Source organism: uncultured Tessaracoccus sp., from assembly GCF_947286155.1.
In the GTDB taxonomy this organism is placed as follows: Bacteria; Actinomycetota; Actinomycetes; order Propionibacteriales; family Propionibacteriaceae; genus Arachnia.
Window position 1 is genome coordinate 24,593 of the sequence record NZ_CAMYPD010000017.1, and the last position, 21,026, is coordinate 45,618.

The 21,026-nt window shown below is 63.5% G+C and carries 20 protein-coding genes; 8 read left to right on the plus strand and 12 right to left on the minus strand.

Annotation, left to right across the window (positions count from 1 at the left end):
- Positions 1–2: 2 nt before the first annotated feature.
- From Q0X68_RS05975 to Q0X68_RS05995, 5 genes are read right to left on the minus strand one after another with little or no spacing between them, the layout of a single operon-like run.
- A complete protein-coding gene (locus Q0X68_RS05975; RefSeq protein ID WP_297748944.1) occupies positions 3–1,388 on the minus strand; it encodes a class II 3-deoxy-7-phosphoheptulonate synthase in 1,386 nt (461 codons plus the stop codon).
- 35 nt (positions 1,389–1,423) lie between these two features.
- A complete protein-coding gene (locus Q0X68_RS05980; RefSeq protein ID WP_297748947.1) occupies positions 1,424–2,092 on the minus strand; it encodes a response regulator transcription factor in 669 nt (222 codons plus the stop codon).
- A 5-nt stretch (positions 2,093–2,097) separates the two neighbouring features.
- Entirely contained in the window at positions 2,098–3,372 is a 1,275-nt protein-coding gene (locus Q0X68_RS05985) for a sensor histidine kinase (protein WP_297748950.1), read from the minus strand.
- Positions 3,369–4,136, minus strand: a complete 768-nt coding sequence (locus Q0X68_RS05990) for a 1-acyl-sn-glycerol-3-phosphate acyltransferase (RefSeq protein WP_297748953.1) — start codon at positions 4,134–4,136, stop codon at positions 3,369–3,371. The genes Q0X68_RS05985 and Q0X68_RS05990 overlap by 4 nt, the downstream gene beginning before the upstream one ends.
- Positions 4,137–4,186: 50 nt before the next feature.
- Positions 4,187–5,302, minus strand: coding sequence for a C40 family peptidase (locus tag Q0X68_RS05995; protein WP_297748955.1), 1,116 nt, complete (start codon positions 5,300–5,302; stop codon positions 4,187–4,189).
- 146 nt (positions 5,303–5,448) lie between these two features.
- On the opposite strand from Q0X68_RS05995, the gene Q0X68_RS06000 reads away from it, so the two are divergent.
- Positions 5,449–7,230 carry a DEDD exonuclease domain-containing protein gene (locus tag Q0X68_RS06000; RefSeq protein WP_297748958.1) on the plus strand — a complete coding sequence of 594 codons (1,782 nt, stop codon included), beginning with the start codon at positions 5,449–5,451 and terminating at the stop codon, positions 7,228–7,230.
- A gap of 8 nt (positions 7,231–7,238) precedes the next feature.
- Here the strand turns inward: Q0X68_RS06000 and Q0X68_RS06005 are convergent, their stop codons facing one another.
- Positions 7,239–7,748, minus strand: coding sequence for a peptidylprolyl isomerase (locus tag Q0X68_RS06005; protein WP_297748961.1), 510 nt, complete (start codon positions 7,746–7,748; stop codon positions 7,239–7,241).
- Positions 7,749–7,966: 218 nt separating this feature from the next.
- On the opposite strand from Q0X68_RS06005, the gene Q0X68_RS06010 reads away from it, so the two are divergent.
- Together Q0X68_RS06010 and Q0X68_RS06015 are read left to right on the plus strand one after the other, a co-directional pair.
- Positions 7,967–8,791: a hypothetical protein gene (locus tag Q0X68_RS06010; protein WP_297749026.1), complete on the plus strand. Its 825-nt coding sequence runs from the start codon at positions 7,967–7,969 to the stop codon at positions 8,789–8,791.
- A 144-nt stretch (positions 8,792–8,935) separates the two neighbouring features.
- Positions 8,936–9,574 carry a prepilin peptidase gene (locus Q0X68_RS06015; RefSeq protein ID WP_297748965.1) on the plus strand — a complete coding sequence of 213 codons (639 nt, stop codon included), beginning with the start codon at positions 8,936–8,938 and terminating at the stop codon, positions 9,572–9,574.
- Here the strand turns inward: Q0X68_RS06015 and trpD are convergent.
- The 3 genes from trpD to Q0X68_RS06030 are packed head-to-tail and all read right to left on the minus strand — an operon-like array spanning position 9,561 to position 11,960.
- Positions 9,561–10,592, minus strand: coding sequence for an anthranilate phosphoribosyltransferase (trpD, locus tag Q0X68_RS06020; RefSeq protein ID WP_297749016.1), 1,032 nt, complete (start codon positions 10,590–10,592; stop codon positions 9,561–9,563). The genes Q0X68_RS06015 and trpD overlap by 14 nt on opposite strands.
- Entirely contained in the window at positions 10,592–10,999 is a 408-nt protein-coding gene (locus tag Q0X68_RS06025) for a response regulator (protein WP_297748968.1), read from the minus strand. Before Q0X68_RS06025 ends, trpD begins: the two co-directional genes overlap by 1 nt.
- A complete protein-coding gene (locus Q0X68_RS06030) occupies positions 10,992–11,960 on the minus strand; it encodes a cytochrome c oxidase assembly protein (protein WP_297748971.1) in 969 nt (322 codons plus the stop codon). Before Q0X68_RS06030 ends, Q0X68_RS06025 begins: the two co-directional genes overlap by 8 nt.
- A gap of 219 nt (positions 11,961–12,179) precedes the next feature.
- Between Q0X68_RS06030 and Q0X68_RS06035 the strand changes: the two genes are divergently transcribed.
- The 5 genes from Q0X68_RS06035 (at position 12,180) to Q0X68_RS06055 (ending at position 17,954) form a co-directional block, all read left to right on the plus strand.
- A complete protein-coding gene (locus Q0X68_RS06035; RefSeq protein ID WP_108872259.1) occupies positions 12,180–12,776 on the plus strand; it encodes a heme-copper oxidase subunit III in 597 nt (198 codons plus the stop codon).
- Between the two features lie 19 nt (positions 12,777–12,795).
- Positions 12,796–13,596 carry a c-type cytochrome gene (locus Q0X68_RS06040; RefSeq protein ID WP_297748973.1) on the plus strand — a complete coding sequence of 267 codons (801 nt, stop codon included), beginning with the start codon at positions 12,796–12,798 and terminating at the stop codon, positions 13,594–13,596.
- Positions 13,593–14,720 (plus strand): ubiquinol-cytochrome c reductase iron-sulfur subunit, encoded by a 1,128-nt coding sequence (locus Q0X68_RS06045; protein ID WP_297748976.1) that lies wholly within the window; start codon positions 13,593–13,595, stop codon positions 14,718–14,720. The genes Q0X68_RS06040 and Q0X68_RS06045 overlap by 4 nt, the downstream gene beginning before the upstream one ends.
- Before the next feature lie 119 nt (positions 14,721–14,839).
- Positions 14,840–16,408 carry a cytochrome bc complex cytochrome b subunit gene (locus Q0X68_RS06050; RefSeq protein ID WP_297749020.1) on the plus strand — a complete coding sequence of 523 codons (1,569 nt, stop codon included), beginning with the start codon at positions 14,840–14,842 and terminating at the stop codon, positions 16,406–16,408.
- A gap of 82 nt (positions 16,409–16,490) precedes the next feature.
- Complete coding sequence (locus Q0X68_RS06055) at positions 16,491–17,954, plus strand: GuaB1 family IMP dehydrogenase-related protein (RefSeq protein WP_297748978.1); 1,464 nt, start codon at positions 16,491–16,493, stop codon at positions 17,952–17,954.
- A gap of 18 nt (positions 17,955–17,972) precedes the next feature.
- Here the strand turns inward: Q0X68_RS06055 and Q0X68_RS06060 are convergent, their stop codons facing one another.
- Genes Q0X68_RS06060 through coxB form a run of 3 tightly spaced genes read right to left on the minus strand, consistent with a single transcriptional unit; the run spans position 17,973 to position 20,811 of the window.
- Positions 17,973–18,371: a cytochrome c oxidase subunit 4 gene (locus tag Q0X68_RS06060; RefSeq protein ID WP_297748980.1), complete on the minus strand. Its 399-nt coding sequence runs from the start codon at positions 18,369–18,371 to the stop codon at positions 17,973–17,975.
- A complete protein-coding gene (gene ctaD, locus Q0X68_RS06065; protein ID WP_297748983.1) occupies positions 18,368–20,095 on the minus strand; it encodes a cytochrome c oxidase subunit I in 1,728 nt (575 codons plus the stop codon). The genes Q0X68_RS06060 and ctaD overlap by 4 nt, the downstream gene beginning before the upstream one ends.
- On the minus strand, positions 20,095–20,811 hold the full coding sequence (gene coxB / locus Q0X68_RS06070) for a cytochrome c oxidase subunit II (protein ID WP_366127851.1): 717 nt from the start codon (positions 20,809–20,811) through the stop codon (positions 20,095–20,097). The genes ctaD and coxB overlap by 1 nt, the downstream gene beginning before the upstream one ends.
- Between the last annotated feature and the right edge of the window lie 215 nt (positions 20,812–21,026).

Here is a 21,026-nt window from a genome sequence, read left to right on the forward strand (position 1 = left end):
GCTCAGAACTCCTTGACCGCAAACTCCTGCACCGGGTTGTGGCGACTGCCACGCAGCTCGCGCAGGCGCTTGGCGACGGTGAACGCCATCTCCAGCGACTGGTTGCGGTTCAGGCGCGGATCGCAGGCGGTCTGGTAGCGCGTCGCGAGGTCTTCCTCTGTGAGGCTGAACGCCCCTCCGACGCACTCGGTGACGTCGTCGCCGGTGAGCTCAACGTGGAGGCCGCCTGGCCAGGTGCCCAGCTGCGAGTGCACGTCGAAGAACCCGTTGACCTCCTCCGCCACATCGGCGAACGAACGCGTCTTGAAACCGTTGGCAGTCTCGAAGGTGTTGCCGTGCATCGGGTCACATACCCAGGCCACGTTCCTACCCGTGGCCTCGACTCCGCGGATGAGGCCGGGCAGCACATCACGCACCTTCTTCGCTCCCAAGCGGGTGATGAAGGTGATGCGCCCGGGCTCGCGGTCTGGGTCGAGGGCGTCTGCGAGCGCGATCGCTTGTTCCGGGGTGGTCGTCGGGCCGAGCTTGATGCCCAGCGGATTGCGCACCTGGCGCAGCAATTCGACGTGCGCACCGTCGATCTGGCGGGTGCGCTCTCCGATCCACAGGAAGTGCCCGGAGACGTCGTAGGGCTGGCCGGTTCGGGAGTCGATGCGAGTGAGGGCGCGTTCGTACTCCAATAGCAGGGCTTCATGGCTGGCGTAGAAGTCGACGGTGTTCAGCGACTCGTCGCGCACCCCACAGGCCACCATGAACGCCAGCGCGCGCTCGATTTCCTCAGCGAGTTCCTCGTACTCGGACTCGACGCGGGAGTCTCGCACAAACTCCCCGTTCCACAGGTGCACCGCGCGAAGATCGGCCAAACCGCCCTTCGTAAAGGCTCGAACGAGGTTCAGCGTCGCAGCCGATGAGTGGTACACCTTCATGAGGCGCTCGGGGTCGTGCGCACGCGACTCGGGTGTGAAGTCGAGCCCGTTCACGGCGTCGCCCCTGTAGCTGGGGAGTTCGATATCGCCGCGTTTCTCGGTGTCCTTAGAGCGGGGCTTGGCGTACTGGCCAGCGATTCTGCCCAATTTCACGACGGGCACCTGCGCGGCGTAGGTCATCACCACGGACATCGACAGCTGCACCATGAGCTTGCGCTTAATGGAATCCGCCGAAAGCGCGTCGAACGTTTCGGCGCAGTCGCCGCCTTGCAGCAGGAAGGCACTGCCATCAGCCACGGCCGCGATCTGTTCGCGCAGTTCGTCGCACTCGCCCGCAAACACCAGCGGAGGCTGCATTTCGAGCGCGTCGACGACGCGGTCAACCGCGTCTTGGTCGGGATAAGTGGGCTGCTGAGCCTGTGGTAGCGCCCGCAAAGCTTCCCGTGACATCAAGCTGGACATGCGCACGAGGCTACCCCATGTTAGGGCGAGTGCTGTTACGCGTTCGGGTCATGGATGCCCTGGTCGATGGCGTAGAGCGTGAGCTCGACGCGGTTGTGCAGCTGCAGCTTGCGCAGCACATTCTGCACGTGATTTTGCACGGTACGGTGCGAGACGAAGAGCGCATCGGCGATCTCGCGATACGCCAGCCCCTTCGCCACCAGGCGCAGCACCTCGATTTCTCGCGACGTGAGCGTCGGACCTTCGTCGTTGTTCGCCCGAGCGGTGTTCACCATGCGTCGGAACTCGCCAAGCACCAGGCCGGCGAGGCCAGGAGTGAACACGGCATCGCCAACGGCAGTGCGCTGTACGCCTTCCACAAGTTCCTGCTTGGATGCGGACTTCACGAGGTAGCCCTTGGCACCGGCCTTCATCGCTCGCAGCACGTCGTCCCGCTCACCGGATGCAGACATGACGAGCACCTGCAGGTCGGGGAGCTCTTTGATGAGGATGTCGATGCAGGTGGCACCATCGGGCTCGGGAATCTGCAGGTCCATGACGAGCACGTCGGGTTTCACCGCGCGGGCGCGTTGCAGACACTCGGTGCCGTTCTTCGCCACCGCGACGATCTCGAAACCCACTTCGGTGAGGTCTTCGCTCAAGGCATCGATCCACATGGGGTGGTCGTCCACCAACATGACCCGATTACGCTCAGGCTGCGTCACTGTCATCACTCCACATCGATTGGGACGCGCAGCTCCCACTCCGTTCCCGCGCCAGGCGCGGATTTCAACACCGCGGAGCCACCGATGGCTGAGATTCTACCGATGATGGAGTCACGAATGCCGAATCGCCCCTTTTCGGCGGCTCGCTGCGCCGCCTCCGCGCTCATCCCTGCCCCGTTGTCGCGCACGAAGATAATCACCTCATCGTCGACTTCCTGATCGAGCAGAATCCACGCCTGCGCGTCGTCGCCGGCGTGGCGCCGCACATTCTTCAAGATCTCCTGCACGGTGCTCTCAATCTCTTCGACAAGGTAGCGCGCGACGAGCACCTCCCCCGCCATCGTGGAGACTGTCACCCTCGCCGACGAGTATTTGTCGAGCGCCGAAGCCAAGTCCACCTGGGCCTGGCGTGCGACATTCACCACGTCACGGTCTTGAAGATGCACGCGCAGCTGCGATTCTGACTCCCGTGCCAGTGTGGCGAGCCGCATGCCGACGGGGCCCAGCGCGGGACCCTCCCGCTCGACGAGCGCCAGCACCTGCAATGCGCCGTCGTGGACGATCCGTGAGAGCCGCTCGCGTTCCGCTAGCGATGCGGCTTTGATGCGCTCTCGTTCCTGCTCGACGATGATCTCCCTGAACTGCGTGATGAGCACGCCCACACAGGAGGCTGTCAAGATGGTGATAAAGGCCATCCCGGCCCGTTCGAGCGTGAAGTGTGAAGGAACCACTATGAGCCCGCCGCCCAGCGTCACGGAGCTTACGACGCCGGCCGCCGTCGACCAGAAAATAGCCGCATAAATTGAGGCACCGCACACCCAGTAGCCCGCCAGCGTCAGTGGCGCGCCACCTGGTGGCACCGCGAGCGGGGTCATCAGCACCAACGCGAGCGTGACGAGGCAATCGACAACAAACGACACGGGCCGCCGCCACGATGGCTTCATGAGACACAGCGACGCGAAAGCCGTCCAGCAGATGATGACTAGGCATGCCAGCGTGACGAGCCAAGGTCGTTCGGCACGCGGCATCACCAGGACGATATTGACACCGATCGCGTGCAGTCCAAGCAGCGAACGCGCGACTACCGCAACCTGGTACACCCGTCCGAGCACATCTGTGCGCGCCTGAAACCACACACCCCTGGCGTTCAGCGACGCCAACGGAGCGCTCAAGCGGGGCGGCTCGGGACGAGGCTCATCCTCGTCGCCATGCTCCTGAGCGTGCAGGATGAGCTTGATGTCTCGTTCGAGCTCGTCCCCGAACTCGTCACGAGAGGTCACTGCTGGGCTACCTGTTCAGCCGGTGCGCTCTCCTCGGGCGGTTCCCCTCCACCGGGGTAAGGCAGCACGAACTCGCTGGTGTCCTTCCCCTTGAGGTCGCCGTGCTTCACCCGCGTGCCATACACGTCGAGATACTCCTGCCCAGTGAGGCGCTGGATCGCCGCCATCGTTTCGTCGGTGACGTAGCGATGCACCTTCAAATCTGTGCTGTGCGCGTACTGGGGAAATCGGAGGGGTTCTCCCACAACGACGAGGGGCCGTCGGACCCACGGGATGCCGAATAGGCCTTTGACCGTCTCGGTTCCCACCACACCGACCGGCAGAATCGGGACATCGTTGTGCAGCGCCATGCGTGCGACTCCGGTGTGGCCCTTGTACATGCGCCCATCCGGCGACCTGGTGCCCTCTGGATAGATCGCGACGAGGTTCCCCTCGCCAAGCACGTCGGAGATGGCTTGTAGCGACTCGGTGCTCGCCCTACCCCCGCCTCGCTCCATAGGCACCATCTTGATGGTCTTCAAGAACCAGGCGACGATCTTGCTAGGAAGGTCCTTGCCGCGGAAGAGCTCCGCCTTCGCGGGGAACGTCACCACACGCGGCATCATGGCCGGGATGACCACCGAGTCCATGGTGTACAGGTGGTTGCTCGCCAGAATCGCTCCACCTGATCGGGGAACGTTCTGCCTTCCGACGATCTTCGCTTTGAAGCCCCACTTCACGAGTGGGAGAAAGATCGTGTACTTAAAGAACTGGTAGGTCAGCACGTCGCTCCTTCGTCCGCGACGATTGTAGCGCCGTGGTGCGTGCGCCCGGATCAGAGTACGCGGCGCACACCCTTGAGCGGCATGGAGTGCAAGCCCGCGACGCGAATGCCGCTACGTGGGTTCGCGGCATGGACGATCTTGCCGCCGCCGATGTAGATAGCGACGTGGCTCGGGCCGCCGTAGTAGAACACGAGGTCGCCGGGCTGAATCTGCGACGTGGGCACCGCCCGGCCAGCGCCGGCGTACTGCCCGCGGGAGGTGCGGGGAAGGCCGACGCCCACCTGGCGGAACGCGTAGGACGTGAGGCCGGAGCAGTCGAAGGAGCTGGGGCCGGTGCCGCCGAGCACGTAGCGCTTACCGACCTGCGCCATGGCAGCGTTAATCACAGTCTGGGCGCGATTGCCGTTCGGCGCGGGCGCGGCGGGCGCAGCGGGCGCCTCAGCGGTGTCAGTCGACTTGGTGGTTTCTTCCGGAGCGGGCTGATTCGCGGGCGCATCCTCGCGCGCCTCGGATCGTGACGGAGTCTGCACTGCGTCGACGGAGCGCGCGGCTGCGGCGGCAGCAGCGGCCTCCTGTTCACGCCTGAGCTGTTCGAGGCGCTCCTGCTCTTCCTTATTGAGCCGGTCGTAGACCGCTTCGGCTTCCGACTGCTTCTTCTTGTACTCCGCAAGCTTGGCGTCGTGGATCTTGACGTTCTCGTCCATCTCCTGCTTGGCCGAGGCCGCCTCTGAGCGGAGTACGTCGAGCCTGGCCTGATCGTTCTGCAGGCGCTGGATGGCCTGGTTCGCGCGATCGTTCTCGGCCTGGATGGTGGCCAGCGAGCTGAGGAAGTTGTCGTCGGTGGCGTTGGCGATGAGCTGCACAGAGACATCGAGTCCACCGTGCTGCATCTGGAACACGGCGTTGGCGCCGATATCGTCTGCTAGCTTCGCGACGCGCTGCTCTTGCGCCTTCACGTCAGCTTGCGCTCGCTCGAGTTTGACCTTCGCAGCCTTGGCCTTGGCTTCGGCGTCGATGCCTTCCTGCTCGATCGAGGACACTTGCTCGTTCAGTGCATCGAGTTTCGCTTTGGCTTCACGTACCGCGTCGGGGTCAGCGAACGCAGAATCTGCGATGAGCAGAGAACCAACGACCAGGCCGGTCAGTGCGAGGCGTGTGAGCTTCACGGATGCTCCTTGGGAACGACGATGCAATGCTGAGAGAATCTTAAGCGCTGTTCAGACTGTTCTCAAACCAAATGCTGCATATCGGACGAAATGAGCGGTACGCGGGCCTCACAGAATTGTCAGAGGGGCGTATTAGGGTTCCCAACATGTCCAGCCAACGCGACGCGGTGCAACCATCGTTTGACGACCTCGGCACCTTCCTGCCCGAGGCCACCTTCGTCGTTGTCGATCTCGAAACAACAGGCACGGGCACAGATGCGTCAATCACTGAAATCGGAGCGGTCAAAGTCAAGGGCGGCGAGGTGCTCGGCACCTTCCAAACGCTGGTGCGGCCCAATGCGCCCATACCCGCCATGGTGCAGGTGCTCACGGGTATCACCGATCAGATGGTTGTCAGCGCCCCACCCATTGACGAAGCCCTGCCACTGTTCGACGAGTTCGCACGCGGCACGGTGCTCGTCGCCCATAACGCCCGCTTCGACATCGGTTTCCTCCAACGCGGGTTCGAGCAGCTCGGCATGGCATGGAAACGCCCAACTGTGATCGACACCGTGGCACTCGCGCGTTGCAGCCTGCTGCGCGACGAGGTGCGCAACTGCAAACTCGCCACGCTGGCTGCCTACTTCGGCGCCGAGACGGTGCCCAACCACAGGGCTCTATCCGATGCGCGCGCCACCGTCGATGTCTTCCACGCGCTGCTGGAGCGCGTCGGCAACCTGGGAGTCAACACTGTGGAAGATCTCGTCGAGTTTCTGGCGCAGGTCTCCCCCGACAGGCGGGCCAAGCGCGGCTGGGCTTCATCGCTGCCCGAACGCCCGGGTGTGTATTGGTTTGTTCGATCCGATCCAGGCAAGGCCGACGAGGTGCTCTACGTCGGCAAGTCGAATAATCTTCGACGGCGCACCAGGTCGTACTTTTCTGCCGCTGAGCAGCGCAGCCGCATCCACGAGATGGTACGAGTAGCCACCGGGCTGGAGCACGTCGAGTGCGCTACCAGCCTCGAGGCCGAGGTGCGCGAACTCCGCATGATTCTCGGCCTTGCCCCGCGCTACAACCGTCGTTCCAAGCGCCAGGAGCAGGTCAGCTGGCTGAAGCTCACCGACGAAGCATTCCCCCGCATCGCTATCACCCGGAAGGTGCGGGCAGGTGAACAGCATTTCGGCCCGTTCACCAGCAGGGATGCGGCAAACGATGTGGCGCTCGCACTGCAGGGGGCGTTTCAGGTGCGGCGCTGCACGACGCGGCTGAAGATGCAGGTTCCCAGCCCGTCATGTGCGCTGGCGGACATGGGGCGATGTCCGGCACCATGCCTGCTCGGGCAAGGCGCGGAGCAGTACAGCGAGGTCGTCAGCAACGTTCGGCGCGCATGGGCTGGCAATGTCGAGCCACTCATCGACGCGGAGAGCGGACGCATGCGCAAACTCGTCGGGCGGCTTCGCTACGAAGAGGCAGGTGAACTCACCCGCAGGCTCGAGCGCTACGTGCACGCATCCATGCGGTTCGCACGTCTTCGCGCGCTCGCCGCGTGCCCTGAGATCGTGGCGGGGCTACCCGTGAGGGGCGGCTGGGACATCCATGTGGTGCGCTACGGCCGGCTCGCTGCCGCCGCGCATGCCTCGTCGGCGAGAGCGAGAGCGGTAGCCGACGACGTCAGAGCCACTGCCGAGACGGTGCTGCCCACTGCGACGGGCCTGCCACCATGCACCGTCGAGGAAGCAGAACGTGTGGCCGCGTGGCTGGAGCTGCCCGGAATCCGATTGATCGAGATCGACGGCGAGTGGGCTTGGCCACTCCGTGCGGGTCTCACGTCCCGTCAGCTCGCCCAGCGGGTGCTGGGCGAGGATGCGCTGCCCAACGCAGATAACACTGTGGGGCTGTACGCAGACGAATCTGCAGTGCAGCCCCACAGTGTGAAACCCACAGTGTGAAATGAGTATCAGGCCAGCTCGACGCTCTCGATCACAACCGGATCCACCGGACGGTCCATCATGCCGGTCGGCGTGGTGGCGATGGCGTCCACAACCTGCTGGGAGGCCTCATCGGTGACCTCACCGAAGATGGTGTGGCGACGGTTAAGGTGCGGCGTGGGCGCCACAGTGATGAAGAACTGCGAGCCGTTGGTGCCCGGGCCGGCGTTCGCCATGGCCAAGAGATACGGGCGGTCGAAACTGAGCTCCGGGTGGAACTCGTCGTCGAAGCGGTAGCCCGGGTCGCCACGGCCGTCGCCGCGGGGGCAGCCGCCCTGGATCATGAATCCATCGATGACGCGGTGGAAGGTGAGTCCGTCGTAGAACTTACCCGTGGTGGTCTCGCCGGTCTTGACGTCGACGTATTCCTTGGTGCCGCCGGCCAAACCGACGAAGTTCTCGACCGTCTTGGGCGCGTGGTCGTCGAACAGCGCGATGACGATGTCGCCGCGGTTGGTGTGCAAAGTGGCGGTGCTCACTGGCTTCCTTTCATTGACTTTGCGTACGCCCCCTCGCGCACAGGCTCGCGGAGGCGTGGTGTCTTACCTTCAGCGAGCGTACCTGCATTTGCAACAGAAAGTCATAGCGAGGATCCAATCGTGCTGAACCCTGTTGTGCGGCCCCATGAGCAGGTAGCGTTGAGAGTGCTCGACCACGAGCCGCTCGATTACGAGCCATATCTACATTGGAGGTACTTGTGTCCAAGTCACAAGATTTCCGGAAGGCCGCTGCAGATCAAGCTTCTGCCGCCGCCGAGTACGGACAGCAGGCACTGAAGGACGGCATGGAGCAGGCCCAGGGCTGGCTAAAGAAGGCCCAAAAGCAGGCCGGTCCAGCGTTGAAGGACGCGAAAGTTCGTTCCGCTGACTTTGCCGCACGCAAATTCGACGCCATCGAGCCGCACGTTCGTAATGCGCTCGACAAGGTGTCTCCAGCCGTTGACGCGGCCCGCAGCAAGGTGGCCGACGAGTTCCTGCCCCGAGTGTCGGAGTCGCTGCACAACGCCGCTGAGCATCCCCTCAAGGTGGCTGAGACCATCAAGCCGAAAAAGAAGAAGAGCGTCGGCAAGAGTATCGCGAAGTTCCTGGCCATCGGCGCCGTCGTCGCTGGCGTTGTGGCCGCAGTTCGACACTTCCTCGCACCGAAGGACGACGGCTGGACCGCCCACGAACCTTCACGCGCATACGTGAACAACAACGACACGTTCGCAACCGCCGCCAAGGTGAGCGAAACCCCGAAGCCCGCCGCTACCGACCCGTCTCCTGAAGACAAGGTTGAGCAGCCGGAGGGTCAGATGGTCGACGAGGGTGGCCCCGTTGTCGATGATGAGGCGAAGGACGCCGTCGGCTCGGACTCCTACAAGGGTGACAACCCTCCCGAAGGGTTCATCATCAAGGGCAACGAGCGTTCTATGAAGTACCACGTTCCCGGCACCGGTGGCTACGAGCGCACCATCGCTGAAATCTGGTTCACTACTGAGGAGGCCGCGCAGGCGGCGGGCTTCACCAAGGCCCAGCGCTGACCCGCTGTACTCACTCCCGACGAGGGGCGTCGCTGTTCGAGCGGCGCCCCTCTCTCGTTCCCTGGCGGCTGCGTGTGCGCGAGTTTTCCACAGCTGGATGCTGACCCCTCGCCAATGCGCCCAGAGGGCTCTACTGTGCAAGGCATGTGGGACGTTGCCGTTATCGCCACCGCCGTCGCTGTCGCAGCCTGGGTGCAGCGCCTCGTCGTGCCGAAGCTGCGGCAACCTCACGTGAGCGACGGCGAGGAGGCGCCTGACTTCACCAGGCTCGGGAGCATATCGAATCTCTTGTTGGTGCTCACCTTTGCCGCGCTGGGCGCTCTCGCAGCATGGCACACCTCAGTACCGGCGTGGCCGTGGCTGGGATACATCGCGCTCGGGGCGCCGTTAGTGGTCGTCGACCTTCGCACCACCTACCTGCCCAATCAACTCATGTATCCGCTGTGGGTGGCGGTCGGCGTCGGCGTGGCGGCCAGCGCGATGACGGATGTGCGCATCGCGATTGCTGGTGTCGTGGGAGCGCTCGCGGGCTACGCGTGGTTTTGGTGCGTGTGGCGCATGTCCTCCACGTTCGGATTCGGCGATGTGCGTCTCGCCGCTGCGGCAGGCGCCGTCGCAGGGTTGACGGGTATGACGGGCTGGCTCACGTCATTGGTGATTGCGACGGCGATCGGCGCCGTCGCGGCAATCATCGCCCGTGCCAGCGGACGTATCGTGTTTCCCTACGGGCCGTGGCTCTGGTTGGGGCCCGTAGGAGCTGCCTGGTTACCTACTGGTTCGTGAGCTCAATCCACTGCTCGAGGTTCGTCTTCGCCTTACCGGAGTCGACGGCCTCACGGGCAGCGTCCAGGTGGCGACGCACCTGCTCGCCGATGTCAGTGGCGAGGTCGACGCCCTCATACGCGAGCATCGCAGCGGCTGCGTTCAGCAAGACGATGTCGCGTACCGGGCCGGGCTTGCCGTCGACGAGTTCGCGCACCACCGCAGCGTTGTGTTCCGGAGGGCCACCCACCAAGTCGTGTGGAGCTGCCGGGGCAAGCCCCAACGCGAGCGGATCCAGCGACGTGTACCACACTCGCCCGTCTGCGACCGCCCACACGTCTGAGGGCGACGTGGTGGTGAGCTCGTCGAGGCCGTCGTACCCACGGAACACCAAGCCACGGCATCCGCGCCCCGCTAAGACCCGGGCCATGAGCGGAGCCATCTCGTCATCGGCCACGCCGAGGGCGATTGCCTGCGGCTGCGCCGGGTTCGCTAACGGTCCGAGGAAGTTGAACGTCGTCTTGATGGCAAGCTGCTTGCGCACACCCGCAACGTTCTTCAATGCGCTGTGGTAGAGGGCAGCGAACAAGAACGCAATGTTGGTGTGATCCAGCACGCCCTGCTGCTTCGCCGGGTCCATCGAGATATTGACCCCGAGTGCTTCGAGGGTATCGGCGGTGCCGGACTGCGACGAGGCCGCACGCGATCCGTGCTTCACCACCTTGGCGCCGGCGGCTGCCGCGACGATGGCGGCCATCGTCGAGATGTTGACGGTGTTGGCGCGGTCTCCCCCCGTGCCGACGATGTCTACCGCGTTGCAGTCGAGCGCCACGGGCTGAGCGTTGTCGAGCATCGCCTGGACGAGACCACGGATCTCATCTTCCGTCTCACCTTTGGCTCGGAGCGCGACGAGCAGTGCAGCGATCTGCACTTCGGAGGCGCGCCCACCCAAGATCTCGTCGAGCGCCCACGTGGCAGCCTCTGTTTCAAGACCCTCGGAACGTACCAGGCCAGTGAGAATGTCGGGCCACGAGTACATCAAGCGTTGGCCCCCAGCCTAGAGCGCAGCAGGTTCGCGGCCTGCGTCGGCATCGTGAACGGGTCGAGCGGGTACGGGGTGACCGCGTCGGCTCGCGACCAGGTGGCGAGCCAGGTGTCGCTGCTGCGGACGATGAGCAACATGACTGGCGGGCAATCGATGTACTCATCCTTAAGCTGGTAGGACAGCCCGAAGCCACCGGAAGGCTGCGCTTCCCCGTCGAGGATCACCAGCGAGTACTCGGTGTCCGAATCGAGGGCACGCAGCAGCGCAGCATGCGTAGCAACCTCGTGGATCTCGATCTCCGGCAAGTCGCTGGCCAGCTTCTTGCCCAGCGTGACGCGCACCTGCTCACGGGTGAGTCGGTTGTCGGAGTACACCAGCACCTTGGCGATGTTGTCAGTCATCAGTTCCGTCCTTGGTGGATCGTTCGATCGTCTCGGCCGAGTCTAGCCCCTGTGCTGCCGCCTTGGCCGCACGAGCCCGCGCTTCTTCCCGATCGAGCGCCCGGTCAATGCGTCGGGCCTCCTTGCGCGAGTCCTGAATCCACTTCACGAAGATCACGATCATGCCTGCGAACATCGTGAGGTCGCCGGTAGCCCACATGAGCGCTCCAGCCCACGTCTGGTCGTCGAGCGGGCTGAGCCCCCAGTCACGCTCGAAGGCGAGGTACCACTCCTCCGCGATGAGCTTCTTCGAGCCGAGGATGATCACCCCAATCCACGCGTGGAACGGCATGGGAAGAATAAACATCACGATGCGCAGTGGGTAGGGAATGCGGTACGGGTGCGGGTCAGGGCTCAGCAGCGGCATGAAGAACAAACAGCCGATGACCACCATGTAGATGTGCAGGAAATCGTGATGGAACGAGTTGCGCAGCGTGAGGTCGTACCAATCCGTGAGGTACAGCATGAACTGCAGCGAGATCATGAGCCCCAGCGTGAGCCCAGGAAAGAGCAGCACCTTCGCAACTTTGCTGTGCAGCACCTTCAACAGCACGTCGCGCGCGCCGTGCGGCAGGGTTCGCAGTGCGAGCGTGATAGGTGCGCTCGCGACGAGGAACACCGGCGCGATCATGTTGAGCACCATGTGCTGGATCATGTGTGTCCAGAACAACACGGTGTCGTAGACGCCGAGGAAGCTGAAAATAGAGAAGGCGATGAGCCCTTGTCCGAAGAGGAACGACGCGGTCCTCCACCCGGACCATCGGTCGCCGCGTTTGTGCAGTATCCGCACTCCCCACAGGTAACTCGCCACCATGATCGTCAGCGAGAGCACCACCCACCACGGGAAGTCCCATTGGGTGAGGTATGCCCAGCCTCTCAGAGGCGTGATGGCGTCGTCTGGGGTTGCGTGAAGAGGAAGCAAAGTTATAGGCCTCGCGTGGGTGAGGTGCGTGTCATTGTGGCAAAAGGTTATCGCTCATTTTCAGCCGGGGTCACCTAACGACGTGACGTGACGCACTTTTACGGCAATAATGACCACGTGGTCACGAATGCAGCATCCAAGGAACCGACGGCAATCCCGTCTGGCGCCTTGCACGAAGTCTCCCCGTCCAGGCTGAACTCGCCCAAGGGGCGCCCCGACATGGTGTCGGTTGGCGTGTGGGTGTGGTTGTCCAGCGAGCTGATGTTCTTCGCGGCGTTGTTCGCCGCGTACTTCATGCTTCGCAACACGACGAATGAACTTGCGGCCTCCCCCGAGACAGCCATGTGGTACACCGAGTCGTCACACCACGATGTGACGTTCGCGTCCATCAACACGGCCATCTTGGTGTTGAGCTCGTTCTTCTGCCAGTTCGCAGCCAACGCGGCCAGTGCAGGCCGCGTGAATGGTTCGTGGGTGAACCCCATGAAGATGGGCATGCGCCAGGGCTTCATCATCACTGCGTTCCTGGGCACGGTATTCATCTCCGGGCAGGTGTGGGAGTACTTCAACCTGTTCTCTGAGGGTTTCACCATTCAAACCAACCAGTACTGGTCTGCATTCTTCCTCGCCACCGGCTTTCACGGACTCCACGTCCTGGGCGGCATCATCGCCTTCTGGTACGTGCTCGCCCGTTCGTACATGACCCGCACGCACACCCACGAGCAAACGGTCGGCGCCCACGTCGTGTCCTACTACTGGCACTTCGTGGACGTCATCTGGATCGTCTTGTTCGGCGTGATCTACTTCCTCCGCTGACGGAATCAGGAGCATCGTCTTGAGCACTCAACGCAAGCGCAACCGCAAGGCCTCCGCCCGCCCCTGGCTGCTGATCGTGGCTCTGCTCGTCGTCGGCGTCGCATACGCGTCGGTAGCACCCGCGCCGAGCTCTGCGGATACGCAGATGACCCAGCAAATCGCCGAGGGCAAGGCCATCTTTGAAACCTCGTGTGCGTCCTGCCACGGCTTGAACGGTGAAGGGCTCTCCCGCGGCCCGTCGCTGATCGGCGTCGGCGCCGCATCCGTCGACTTCCAGATGGGCACCGGACGTATGCCGGCTGTCAAGGAAGAGGCACAGATCCCATCAAAACAGGTGGTCTACACTCAGGAGCAGATCGACGCCGTCGCGGCCTACGTCGCCTCGCTCGGCCCCGGCCCCGCGATCCCTGAGAAGAGCCAGTACGACCCCGAAGGGCTCACCGAAGAGGAAATCGCGCACGGCGGCTCGCTGTTCCGCGCCAACTGCTCCGCCTGCCACGGCATCATTGGCGGCGGCGGCGCTATGCCCGAGGGTAAGAAGGCACCAAACCTGTCGAAGACCAGCTCCGTGCACATCTGGGAGGCTGTGCGCTCTGGCCCGCAGCAGATGCCCACGTTCAGCAAGGAAGTGCTCAACGACGACGATGTGCGCGCCATCATCGGCTACTTGGACGAGGTACACGAGCAGCCTCGCTATGGCGGCCTCGGCATGGGCGACAATGGCCCGGTTAGCGAAGGTCTGTGGATCTTCATTCTCGGCATCGGCGGGCTATCCATTGCCGCCGGCTGGATTGCGAAGAAGGGAGCTCGCGCCCGATGAGCAACAATCACCCCGTAGTAGACCCGACGACCGACCACGTCGTCGACAACCCGGGCATTGAGGAGCACGTCGAGCGTTACACCGACGTCGACAAGGGCGCCGGCAACCGCGCGTACGGTGCCATCTTGATGATGCTCGCAGCGGTCCCAGTGCTGGCCATCTGCAACCTCGTGATCTACTTTGCTGTCCCCCGCGGCACCCAGCTCAACATCGAATTTGCGGGAGTGAGCTTCCTGCACGCGAACGCCCACAACGTCGGATTGGGGCTCACCCTCGGCCTGGGCATCCTGCTCATCGGGCTCGCTGTCGTGCAGTGGGCGCGTGCGCTCATGGGCGACCACGAGATCCAGGAAGAACGCCACTCGGCCTCGTCGGATGAGGACACCCGACAGGCCGCCATCGAGGTGTTCAACCAGGGCGTTGAGGAATCGAACATTAAGCGCCGCCCGCTTATCCTCGGTGCGCTCGGCGGCGCCATCGGCTTCGCGGCCCTCCCCGCCGTCGTGACCCTTGCCGACATGGGCCCCTGGCCGACGAGCAAGCACCGCAAGGAAACCATCGAGAAGACCCTGTTCGCCGCCGCGCCGGAGAAGGAAGTCATGCTCGTCAACGACGAGACCTGGCGCCCCATCAAAGCCTCCGACCTCGAGATCGGGCAGCTGGTCAACGCTGAACCGTCGAACCTGCACGGCTGGGTTGACGAGGACGGCAAGCACCACGACGAGGACGCCCTGCACGGCACCGAAGGCCATCAGGAGAAGGCCAAGGCCGCCATCGTGATCGTGCGGATGGATCCGAACGACATCAAGATCCCCGAATCCCGCAAGGACTGGCACGTCTCCGGCATCCTGGCGTACTCGAAGATCTGCACCCACGTCGGCTGCCCCATCTCGCTGTGGGAACGCCAGACGCACCATCTGCTGTGCCCGTGCCACCAGTCCACCTTCGACCTCGGCAACTCCGGCGTCGTCGTGTTCGGACCAGCGGCCCGCGCGCTACCCCAGCTCCCCATCACGGTGAACGACGACGGCTACCTCGTCGCCCGTGGTGACTTCACCGTTCCCGTCGGCCCGAGCTACTTCGAGCGCGACTCCCGCCACGACTACAAGGATGGTGACCAGTGATGGCCAAGCCCACCACCATGACGGTTGAGGACGAGGCCAGCACGAACCTCGAGCCGCGTCCTGCCGAGCACTCGACCAAGCACCCCGCTGGCGGGCTGGCGGACTGGGCTGACCAGCGCATGGGCCTCGGCAAGATCGCCAAGTTCGGCCTGCGCAAGGTCTTCCCCGACCACTGGAGCTTCCTCCTGGGCGAGATCGCGCTCTACACCTTTATCATCTGCCTACTGACCGGCGTGTTCCTCACCATCTGGTTCAAGCCGTCGATGGCCGAGGTCATCTACGACGGCTCCTACCAGCCGATGAAGGGTGTGGCCATCTCCCAGGCCTTCGAGTCGACGCTGAACATCAGCTTCGACGTGCGAGGCGGCCTCCTGCTGCGCCAGGTGCATCACTGGTCGGCACTGCTGTTCGTCGCCGCTGCGACGGTGCACGCGCTGCGCGTGTTCTTCACCGGCGCGTTCCGCAAGCCGCGTGAGATCAACTGGCTCATTGGCGTCGGTCTGCTGGGCCTGTCGCTGCTCGCAGGCTTCTCCGGCTACTCGCTGCCCGACGACCTGCTGTCTGGCACCGGCCTACGCTTCGCCGACGGCCTCATCCGGTCGATTCCCCTCGTGGGCACCTGGGTGGAGTTCTTCCTCTTCAACGGCGAGTTCCCCGGCGACATGATCATCTCGCGCCTGTACATGGCGCACATTCTGCTGATCCCTGGCCTCCTGCTCGCGCTCATCGGCGCGCACATGACGCTGCTGGTGTACCACAAGCACACCCAGTACCCCGGCCCCGGCCGCACGCAGAACAATGTCGTCGGCTACCCCATGTTCCCCGTCTACGCGGCGAAAGCTGGCGGTTTCTTCTTCATCGTCTTCGGCACGATGGTGCTGTTCGGCGGCCTCTTCCAGATCAACCCCGTGTGGCTCTACGGTCCGTACGACCCAGCCAAGGTGACCGCCGGTTCCCAGCCAGACTGGTACATGGGCTTCGCGGAGGGCTTCGTGCGCATCATGCCCAACTGGGAGTGGCACATCGGCCACACCACGTGGAGCTGGAACGTGTTCATCCCTGGCGTGGGCGGGCTCACCGTATTGTTCACGCTGCTGGCGTTGTGGCCATTCGTGGAACGCTGGATCACGGGCGACGACCGCGAGCACCACATCCTCGACCGCCCGCGCAATGCCCCGACACGCACCGCGCTCGGCGTGGCCGGCATGACGGCGTACGCAGTGATGTGGCTGGGTGGATCGAACGACATCATTGCTATCCGCTTCAACCTCAACCTGAATGCGATCACGATTGCCCTGCAGTGGCTGCTGTTCATCGGCCCCATCGTGGCGTTCATCGTGACCAAGCGCGTGTGTCTGTCGCTGCAGCGCAGCGACCGCGAGCGTGTCCTGCATGGCTCCGAGTCGGGCCAGATCGTCCGCACACCGGAGGGCCGTTACTACGAGGACCATGTCGAGATCTCGCAGGGTGAGGCCTACGCGCTCACCCAGCACGCGCAGTACCAGCCAGTGGAAGCCGACGACGGCACCTCACCGCTCGGTGTTGAGGGCCCGCCGAAAGTCTCGAAGTTCCGTGCGGCCATCTCGAGGTGGTATCTCGGTCACGACATTCCGAAGCCCACGCGCAACGAGATCGAGGACGCGCATCACGACGATGACGATTCAGATGCGCCGGCGCTAGAGCGCTGAGGCATTCCGTCTGCACGATAGATCAGGTTCGTGGCGGGTAGACCCGCCACGAACCTGATCTATCTTTGTCTGCGCTGCCATAATGGGCAGCGTGCGTTTCTTGACTCAGCCCATCCATGACCTCACCTATTCCGATGTGTTCATGGTGCCCAGCCGTTCCAGCGTCTCATCACGTCTCGATGTAGACCTCACCTCCACCGACGGACTCGCCACCCCGACGCCCCTCGTCGCCGCGAACATGACCGCAGTGTCCGGACGTCGAATGGCGGAAACCATGGCGAGGCGCGGCGGCCTCGCGGTGTTCCCGCAGGACATCCCCATCGACGTCGTCGCCAAGTCCATCGGCAAGGTGAAGCGGGCGCATCCGATCTTCGACACCGCTGTTACCGTCTCCCCCACCACTACGAATGCTGAAACGCTCAGCCTGATCCAAAAGCGCTCCCACGGCGTTGCTGTCGTCGTCGACGACGGGCGCGTCGTCGGTCTGGTGCATCCTGGCCCAGCGGAGAATGCCGACCGATTCGCACAGGCCAAGGACGTGATGACCACCGACATCACTACCGTGAGCCCCTCGATGGCCCCGGAAGAGGTATTCAACCTCCTCTCCTCCACACACCAAGGCCTGGCCGTAGCCATCGACGAAGACGGTGCACTCGTGGGCGTCATCACCGCCAAGGGCGCCCTGCGGGCCACGATCTACTCCCCCGCCGTTGACGCCGACGGGCGCTTGCGCGCGGGCGTCGCCGTCGGCATCAACGGCGACATCTCAGCCAAGGTGCGCGCCGCCCTCGACGCGGGCGCTGACATACTCGTGATGGACACCGCGCACGGGCACCAGGAGAAGATGATCCAGGCGCTCAGCGTCGCCCGTGATGTACGCGACGAGTACGCCGCCCAGACCGGACGGCACGTGCTGATCGTCGCAGGCAACGTCGTCACGCCTGAGGGCGTGCGCGACCTCGTCGAGGCAGGCGCAGATATCTGCAAGGTGGGTGTCGGGCCCGGCGCGATGTGCACCACCCGCATGCAGACCGGCGTGGGGCGCCCCCAGTTCTCCGCAGTGCTCGACTGCAGCCTCGCCGCCCGAGAGCTCGGCAAGGCTGTGTGGGCCGACGGCGGCATCCGCCACCCGCGCGACGTCGCCCTCGCGCTGGCTGCGGGAGCAGGGTCGGTGATGATCGGGTCCTGGTTCGCCGGCACCTACGAATCCACCGGCTATCTGAAGCACGACCACGACGGTCGGGTCTACAAAGAATCGTTCGGCATGGCCTCTGCTCGAGCCGTGCGCAACCGTACGAAAGATCAGTCGGCGTTCAGTAGGGCGCGCGCGTCACTCTTCGAAGAAGGCATCTCCAGCTCGAGGATGTACCTCGACCCGGCTCGGCCTGGCGTCGAAGATCTCCTGGACTGGATCACCTCAGGTGTGCGTTCGTCGTGCACGTACGCTGGTGCCAGCAACCTGGACGAGTTCGCTGACCGCGCCGTCGTCGGCGTGCAATCAGGTTCTGGCTACGACGAAGGTCGCCCTCTCGCCCAGAGCTGGTGATGAGAGGGCGAGCGGGCGTCAGTGCTGGTAGTCGCCGCGGTAGAACTCCAGCACCCAGCCTGTAACAGCCCAAATTCCGACGCCGAAGCCGAGCACGGTGATCCACCACTGTTCGACGCTCAGGCCGAGCAGAATGATGGTGACTACCACCGCGCACCAGAAGGGCCAGGTGCTCTTGGGCGCGAAGAATCCGTAGTTACCGGCGGCTTCCTCGATGGTTGCGTCTTCCCTGTCTTCGGGCCGAGCGTCGAAGTGCTTGGCCTCATAGCTGAGGAACGCAGCGATCATGGTGCCCAGCGCGAAGGTGAAGCCCAGCGCAATGGTGCCGATGATCTCCTGGCTCGCGAACCAGTAGATCGGTGTCATCACCGCGAAGAAGACCGCGATGAACCAAAAGATCCTGGATTCGGTCTTCACTTCGAGGCCTCCTCAAGCTCCGGGGTGTCGTCCGCGTCGAGCAGCTCGCCCGGATCGACGTCGTGTGGCTCCTCAGCCAGTTCGGGGTGAGCCAGGTCGAAGGCCGGGTTCACGGAGCGAACGCGAGGCAGCGAATCAAAGTTGTGCCTAGGCGGCGGGCACGAGGTGGCCCACTCCAGGGTGCGGCCCCAGCCCCACGGGTCGTTGACTTCGACCTTAGGCGCCTTGCGCGTGATCCACACGTTCCAGAAGAACGGAAGCATCGAGACGCCCAGGAAGAACGCACCGAAGGTGGACACCTGGTTGAGCACGGTGAAGCCTTCCCACGCACCGTAGTCGGCAATGCGCCGCTGCATACCTGCGACGCCGAGCCAGTGCTGCACGAGGAACGTGATGTGAAAGCCGATGAAAATCATCCAGAAGTGTGCCTGGCCAAGCTTCTCGTTCAACATGCGCCCAGTGAACTTGGGCCACCAGTAGTAGAAGCCCGCGAAGGTTGAGAACACGACGGTACCGAACAGCACGTAGTGGAAGTGCGCCACCACGAAGTAGGAGTCGGTCACCTGGAAGTCGAGCGCGGGCGACGCGAGGATGATACCCGTGAGGCCACCGAACAGGAAGGTGACCAGGAAGCCGATCGCGAACAACATGGCTGAGTTCAACGTCAATGACCCTCGCCACATGGTGCCGATCCAGTTGAAGAATTTCACACCCGTCGGAATGGCGATCATGAAGGTCATGAACGCGAAGAACGGCAGGCTCACCGCGCCCGTGGCGAACATGTGGTGCGCCCACACCGACACAGACAGCGCGCCGATGGTCAAGGTGGCGAAGACCAGACCGTAGTAGCCGAACACTGGCTTGCGGCTGAACACCGACAGCACCTCGGTGATGATGCCGAAGAATGGCAGCGCCAGCACATACACCTCAGGGTGTCCAAAGAACCAGAACAGGTGCTGGTAGAGCATCGCACCGCCGGATGCGGCGTCGAAGATATGCGACCCCAGCACGCGGTCGGAGCCGAGCACAAGCAACGCTGCACCCAGCACGGGGAACGTGATGATCACCATCATGGAGGTGACGAGGATGTTCCACGAAAAGATGGGCATGCGGAACATGGTCATGCCCGGTGCACGCATGCAGATGATGGTGGTGATGAAGTTCACCGCGCCGAGAATCGACGACAGACCCAGGACGTAGAGGCCGAACACCCAGAAGTTCGAGCCGAGCCCAGGCGAATGCAGCGACGTCGACAGTGGCGTGTAGCCGAACCAACCGAAGCTCGCGGCGCCTTCCTTCGTGAAGAACCCGGCGCAGGTCAAAATCGAACCGAACAGGTAGAGCCAGTAGGCGAACGCATTCAGGCGCGGGAAGGCAACATCGGGGGCTCCGAGCTGCAGTGGCAGCATCGCGTTGGCGAAGCCGGCAAAGATGGGCGTCGCGAACATGAGCAGCATGATGGTGCCGTGCATGGTGAAGAACTGGTTGAACGTCTCATGGTTCACGAACTGCATGCCGGGGTTCGCGAGCTCGGCACGAATGCCCAGAGCGAGCACACCACCGAAGCAGAAGAAGAACATGGACGTGACGAAGTACATGTTGCCCAACACCTTGTGGTCGGTGGTGGACAGGTACTTCATCACCGTGGCACCCAACGAGTGCGTGGACTTCGTCGTCGCAGGGGACGCGAGCTCCGTCCGTGCGGCAATGTTATCGCTGCTCATCAGTTGCCCTCCTTGGGTGCCGCCGTCGTCTCCGGCAGCACATGTTTGGTGGTCTGCGGCATCGGGAGCAAGCCCTCATTCTGGGGGTTGGCAGCAAGCTCCTGCACGTGCTTCGCGTATTCCTCTTCGGAAACCACGTGCACCTTGAAGATCATGGCCGCGTGCAATTCGCCGCACAGCTCGGCGCACTTACCGTCGTAGACACCCTCCTTGTTGGGCGTCACATCGAACGAGTTGGGATGGCCGGGGATCACGTCCATCTTGAAGTAGAACGCTGGCACCCAGAACGAGTGGATCACGTCAGCGGAGTCAAGGTTGAAGCGCACCCGCTTGTTCACCGGAAGGTAGAGCTCGGGGATCTTCTCGACGGTGCCGACCTCATGAGCATCGACACCCACCTGAGGATCATCAGCACCGTGGTAGTTGAACGTCCACGACCACTTCTGCCCAATGACATCGACGACGAGGTCCGGGTCTTCGCTTTGGTCGAGCACTTCGTCGAACACCCGCACGGTGTAGAGGAAGAGCACGCCGATGATGAGGAACGGGACGAGCGTGTACAGCAGCTCAAGAGGCAGGTGGTACTTCGTCTGCCGCGGCGCGGGGGCGTCGTCGTCCTTGCGCCGGTAGCGAATGACAGACCAGAGGATCAAGCCCCACACCAAGGCGCCAATCATCAAGGCGGTGACCCAGAACCCCACCCAAAGGTTACCCATCGCGGGGGCCTGCTCGGATGCCGGTTCGGGCAGGCCGAACCGCGCACCCTGGCCGCTACAACCCGCCAGGCCGAGGAGCATGAGCACCCCTGCGATCGCCATGATCCTGCGGCCGGTTCGGGGCCGGGGAGGATTGCTTCTCACCACTGTTTGCCTTCCACGTTCTTTTCGTCACACATCGCTCAGATGTGTATAGCACTGCAAGGTCACCTTAA

Bases quoted from the DNA above. Each gene is read 5' to 3' on its own strand.
- Q0X68_RS05975 (WP_297748944.1), bottom strand. From the start codon at position 1,388: ATGTCCAGCTTGATGTCACGGGAAGCTTTGCGGGCGCTACCACAGGCT.
- Q0X68_RS06000 (WP_297748958.1), top strand. From the start codon at position 5,449: ATGTCCAGCCAACGCGACGCGGTGCAACCATCGTTTGACGACCTCGGC.
- Q0X68_RS06015 (WP_297748965.1), top strand. From the start codon at position 8,936: ATGTGGGACGTTGCCGTTATCGCCACCGCCGTCGCTGTCGCAGCCTGG.
- trpD (WP_297749016.1), bottom strand. From the start codon at position 10,592: ATGTACTCGTGGCCCGACATTCTCACTGGCCTGGTACGTTCCGAGGGT.
- Q0X68_RS06025 (WP_297748968.1), bottom strand. From the start codon at position 10,999: ATGACTGACAACATCGCCAAGGTGCTGGTGTACTCCGACAACCGACTC.
- Q0X68_RS06035 (WP_108872259.1), top strand. From the start codon at position 12,180: ATGGTGTCGGTTGGCGTGTGGGTGTGGTTGTCCAGCGAGCTGATGTTC.
- Q0X68_RS06045 (WP_297748976.1), top strand. From the start codon at position 13,593: ATGAGCAACAATCACCCCGTAGTAGACCCGACGACCGACCACGTCGTC.
- Q0X68_RS06050 (WP_297749020.1), top strand. From the start codon at position 14,840: ATGGGCCTCGGCAAGATCGCCAAGTTCGGCCTGCGCAAGGTCTTCCCC.
- Q0X68_RS06055 (WP_297748978.1), top strand. From the start codon at position 16,491: ATGGGCAGCGTGCGTTTCTTGACTCAGCCCATCCATGACCTCACCTAT.
- ctaD (WP_297748983.1), bottom strand. From the start codon at position 20,095: ATGAGCAGCGATAACATTGCCGCACGGACGGAGCTCGCGTCCCCTGCG.
- coxB (WP_366127851.1), bottom strand. From the start codon at position 20,811: ATGGGTAACCTTTGGGTGGGGTTCTGGGTCACCGCCTTGATGATTGGC.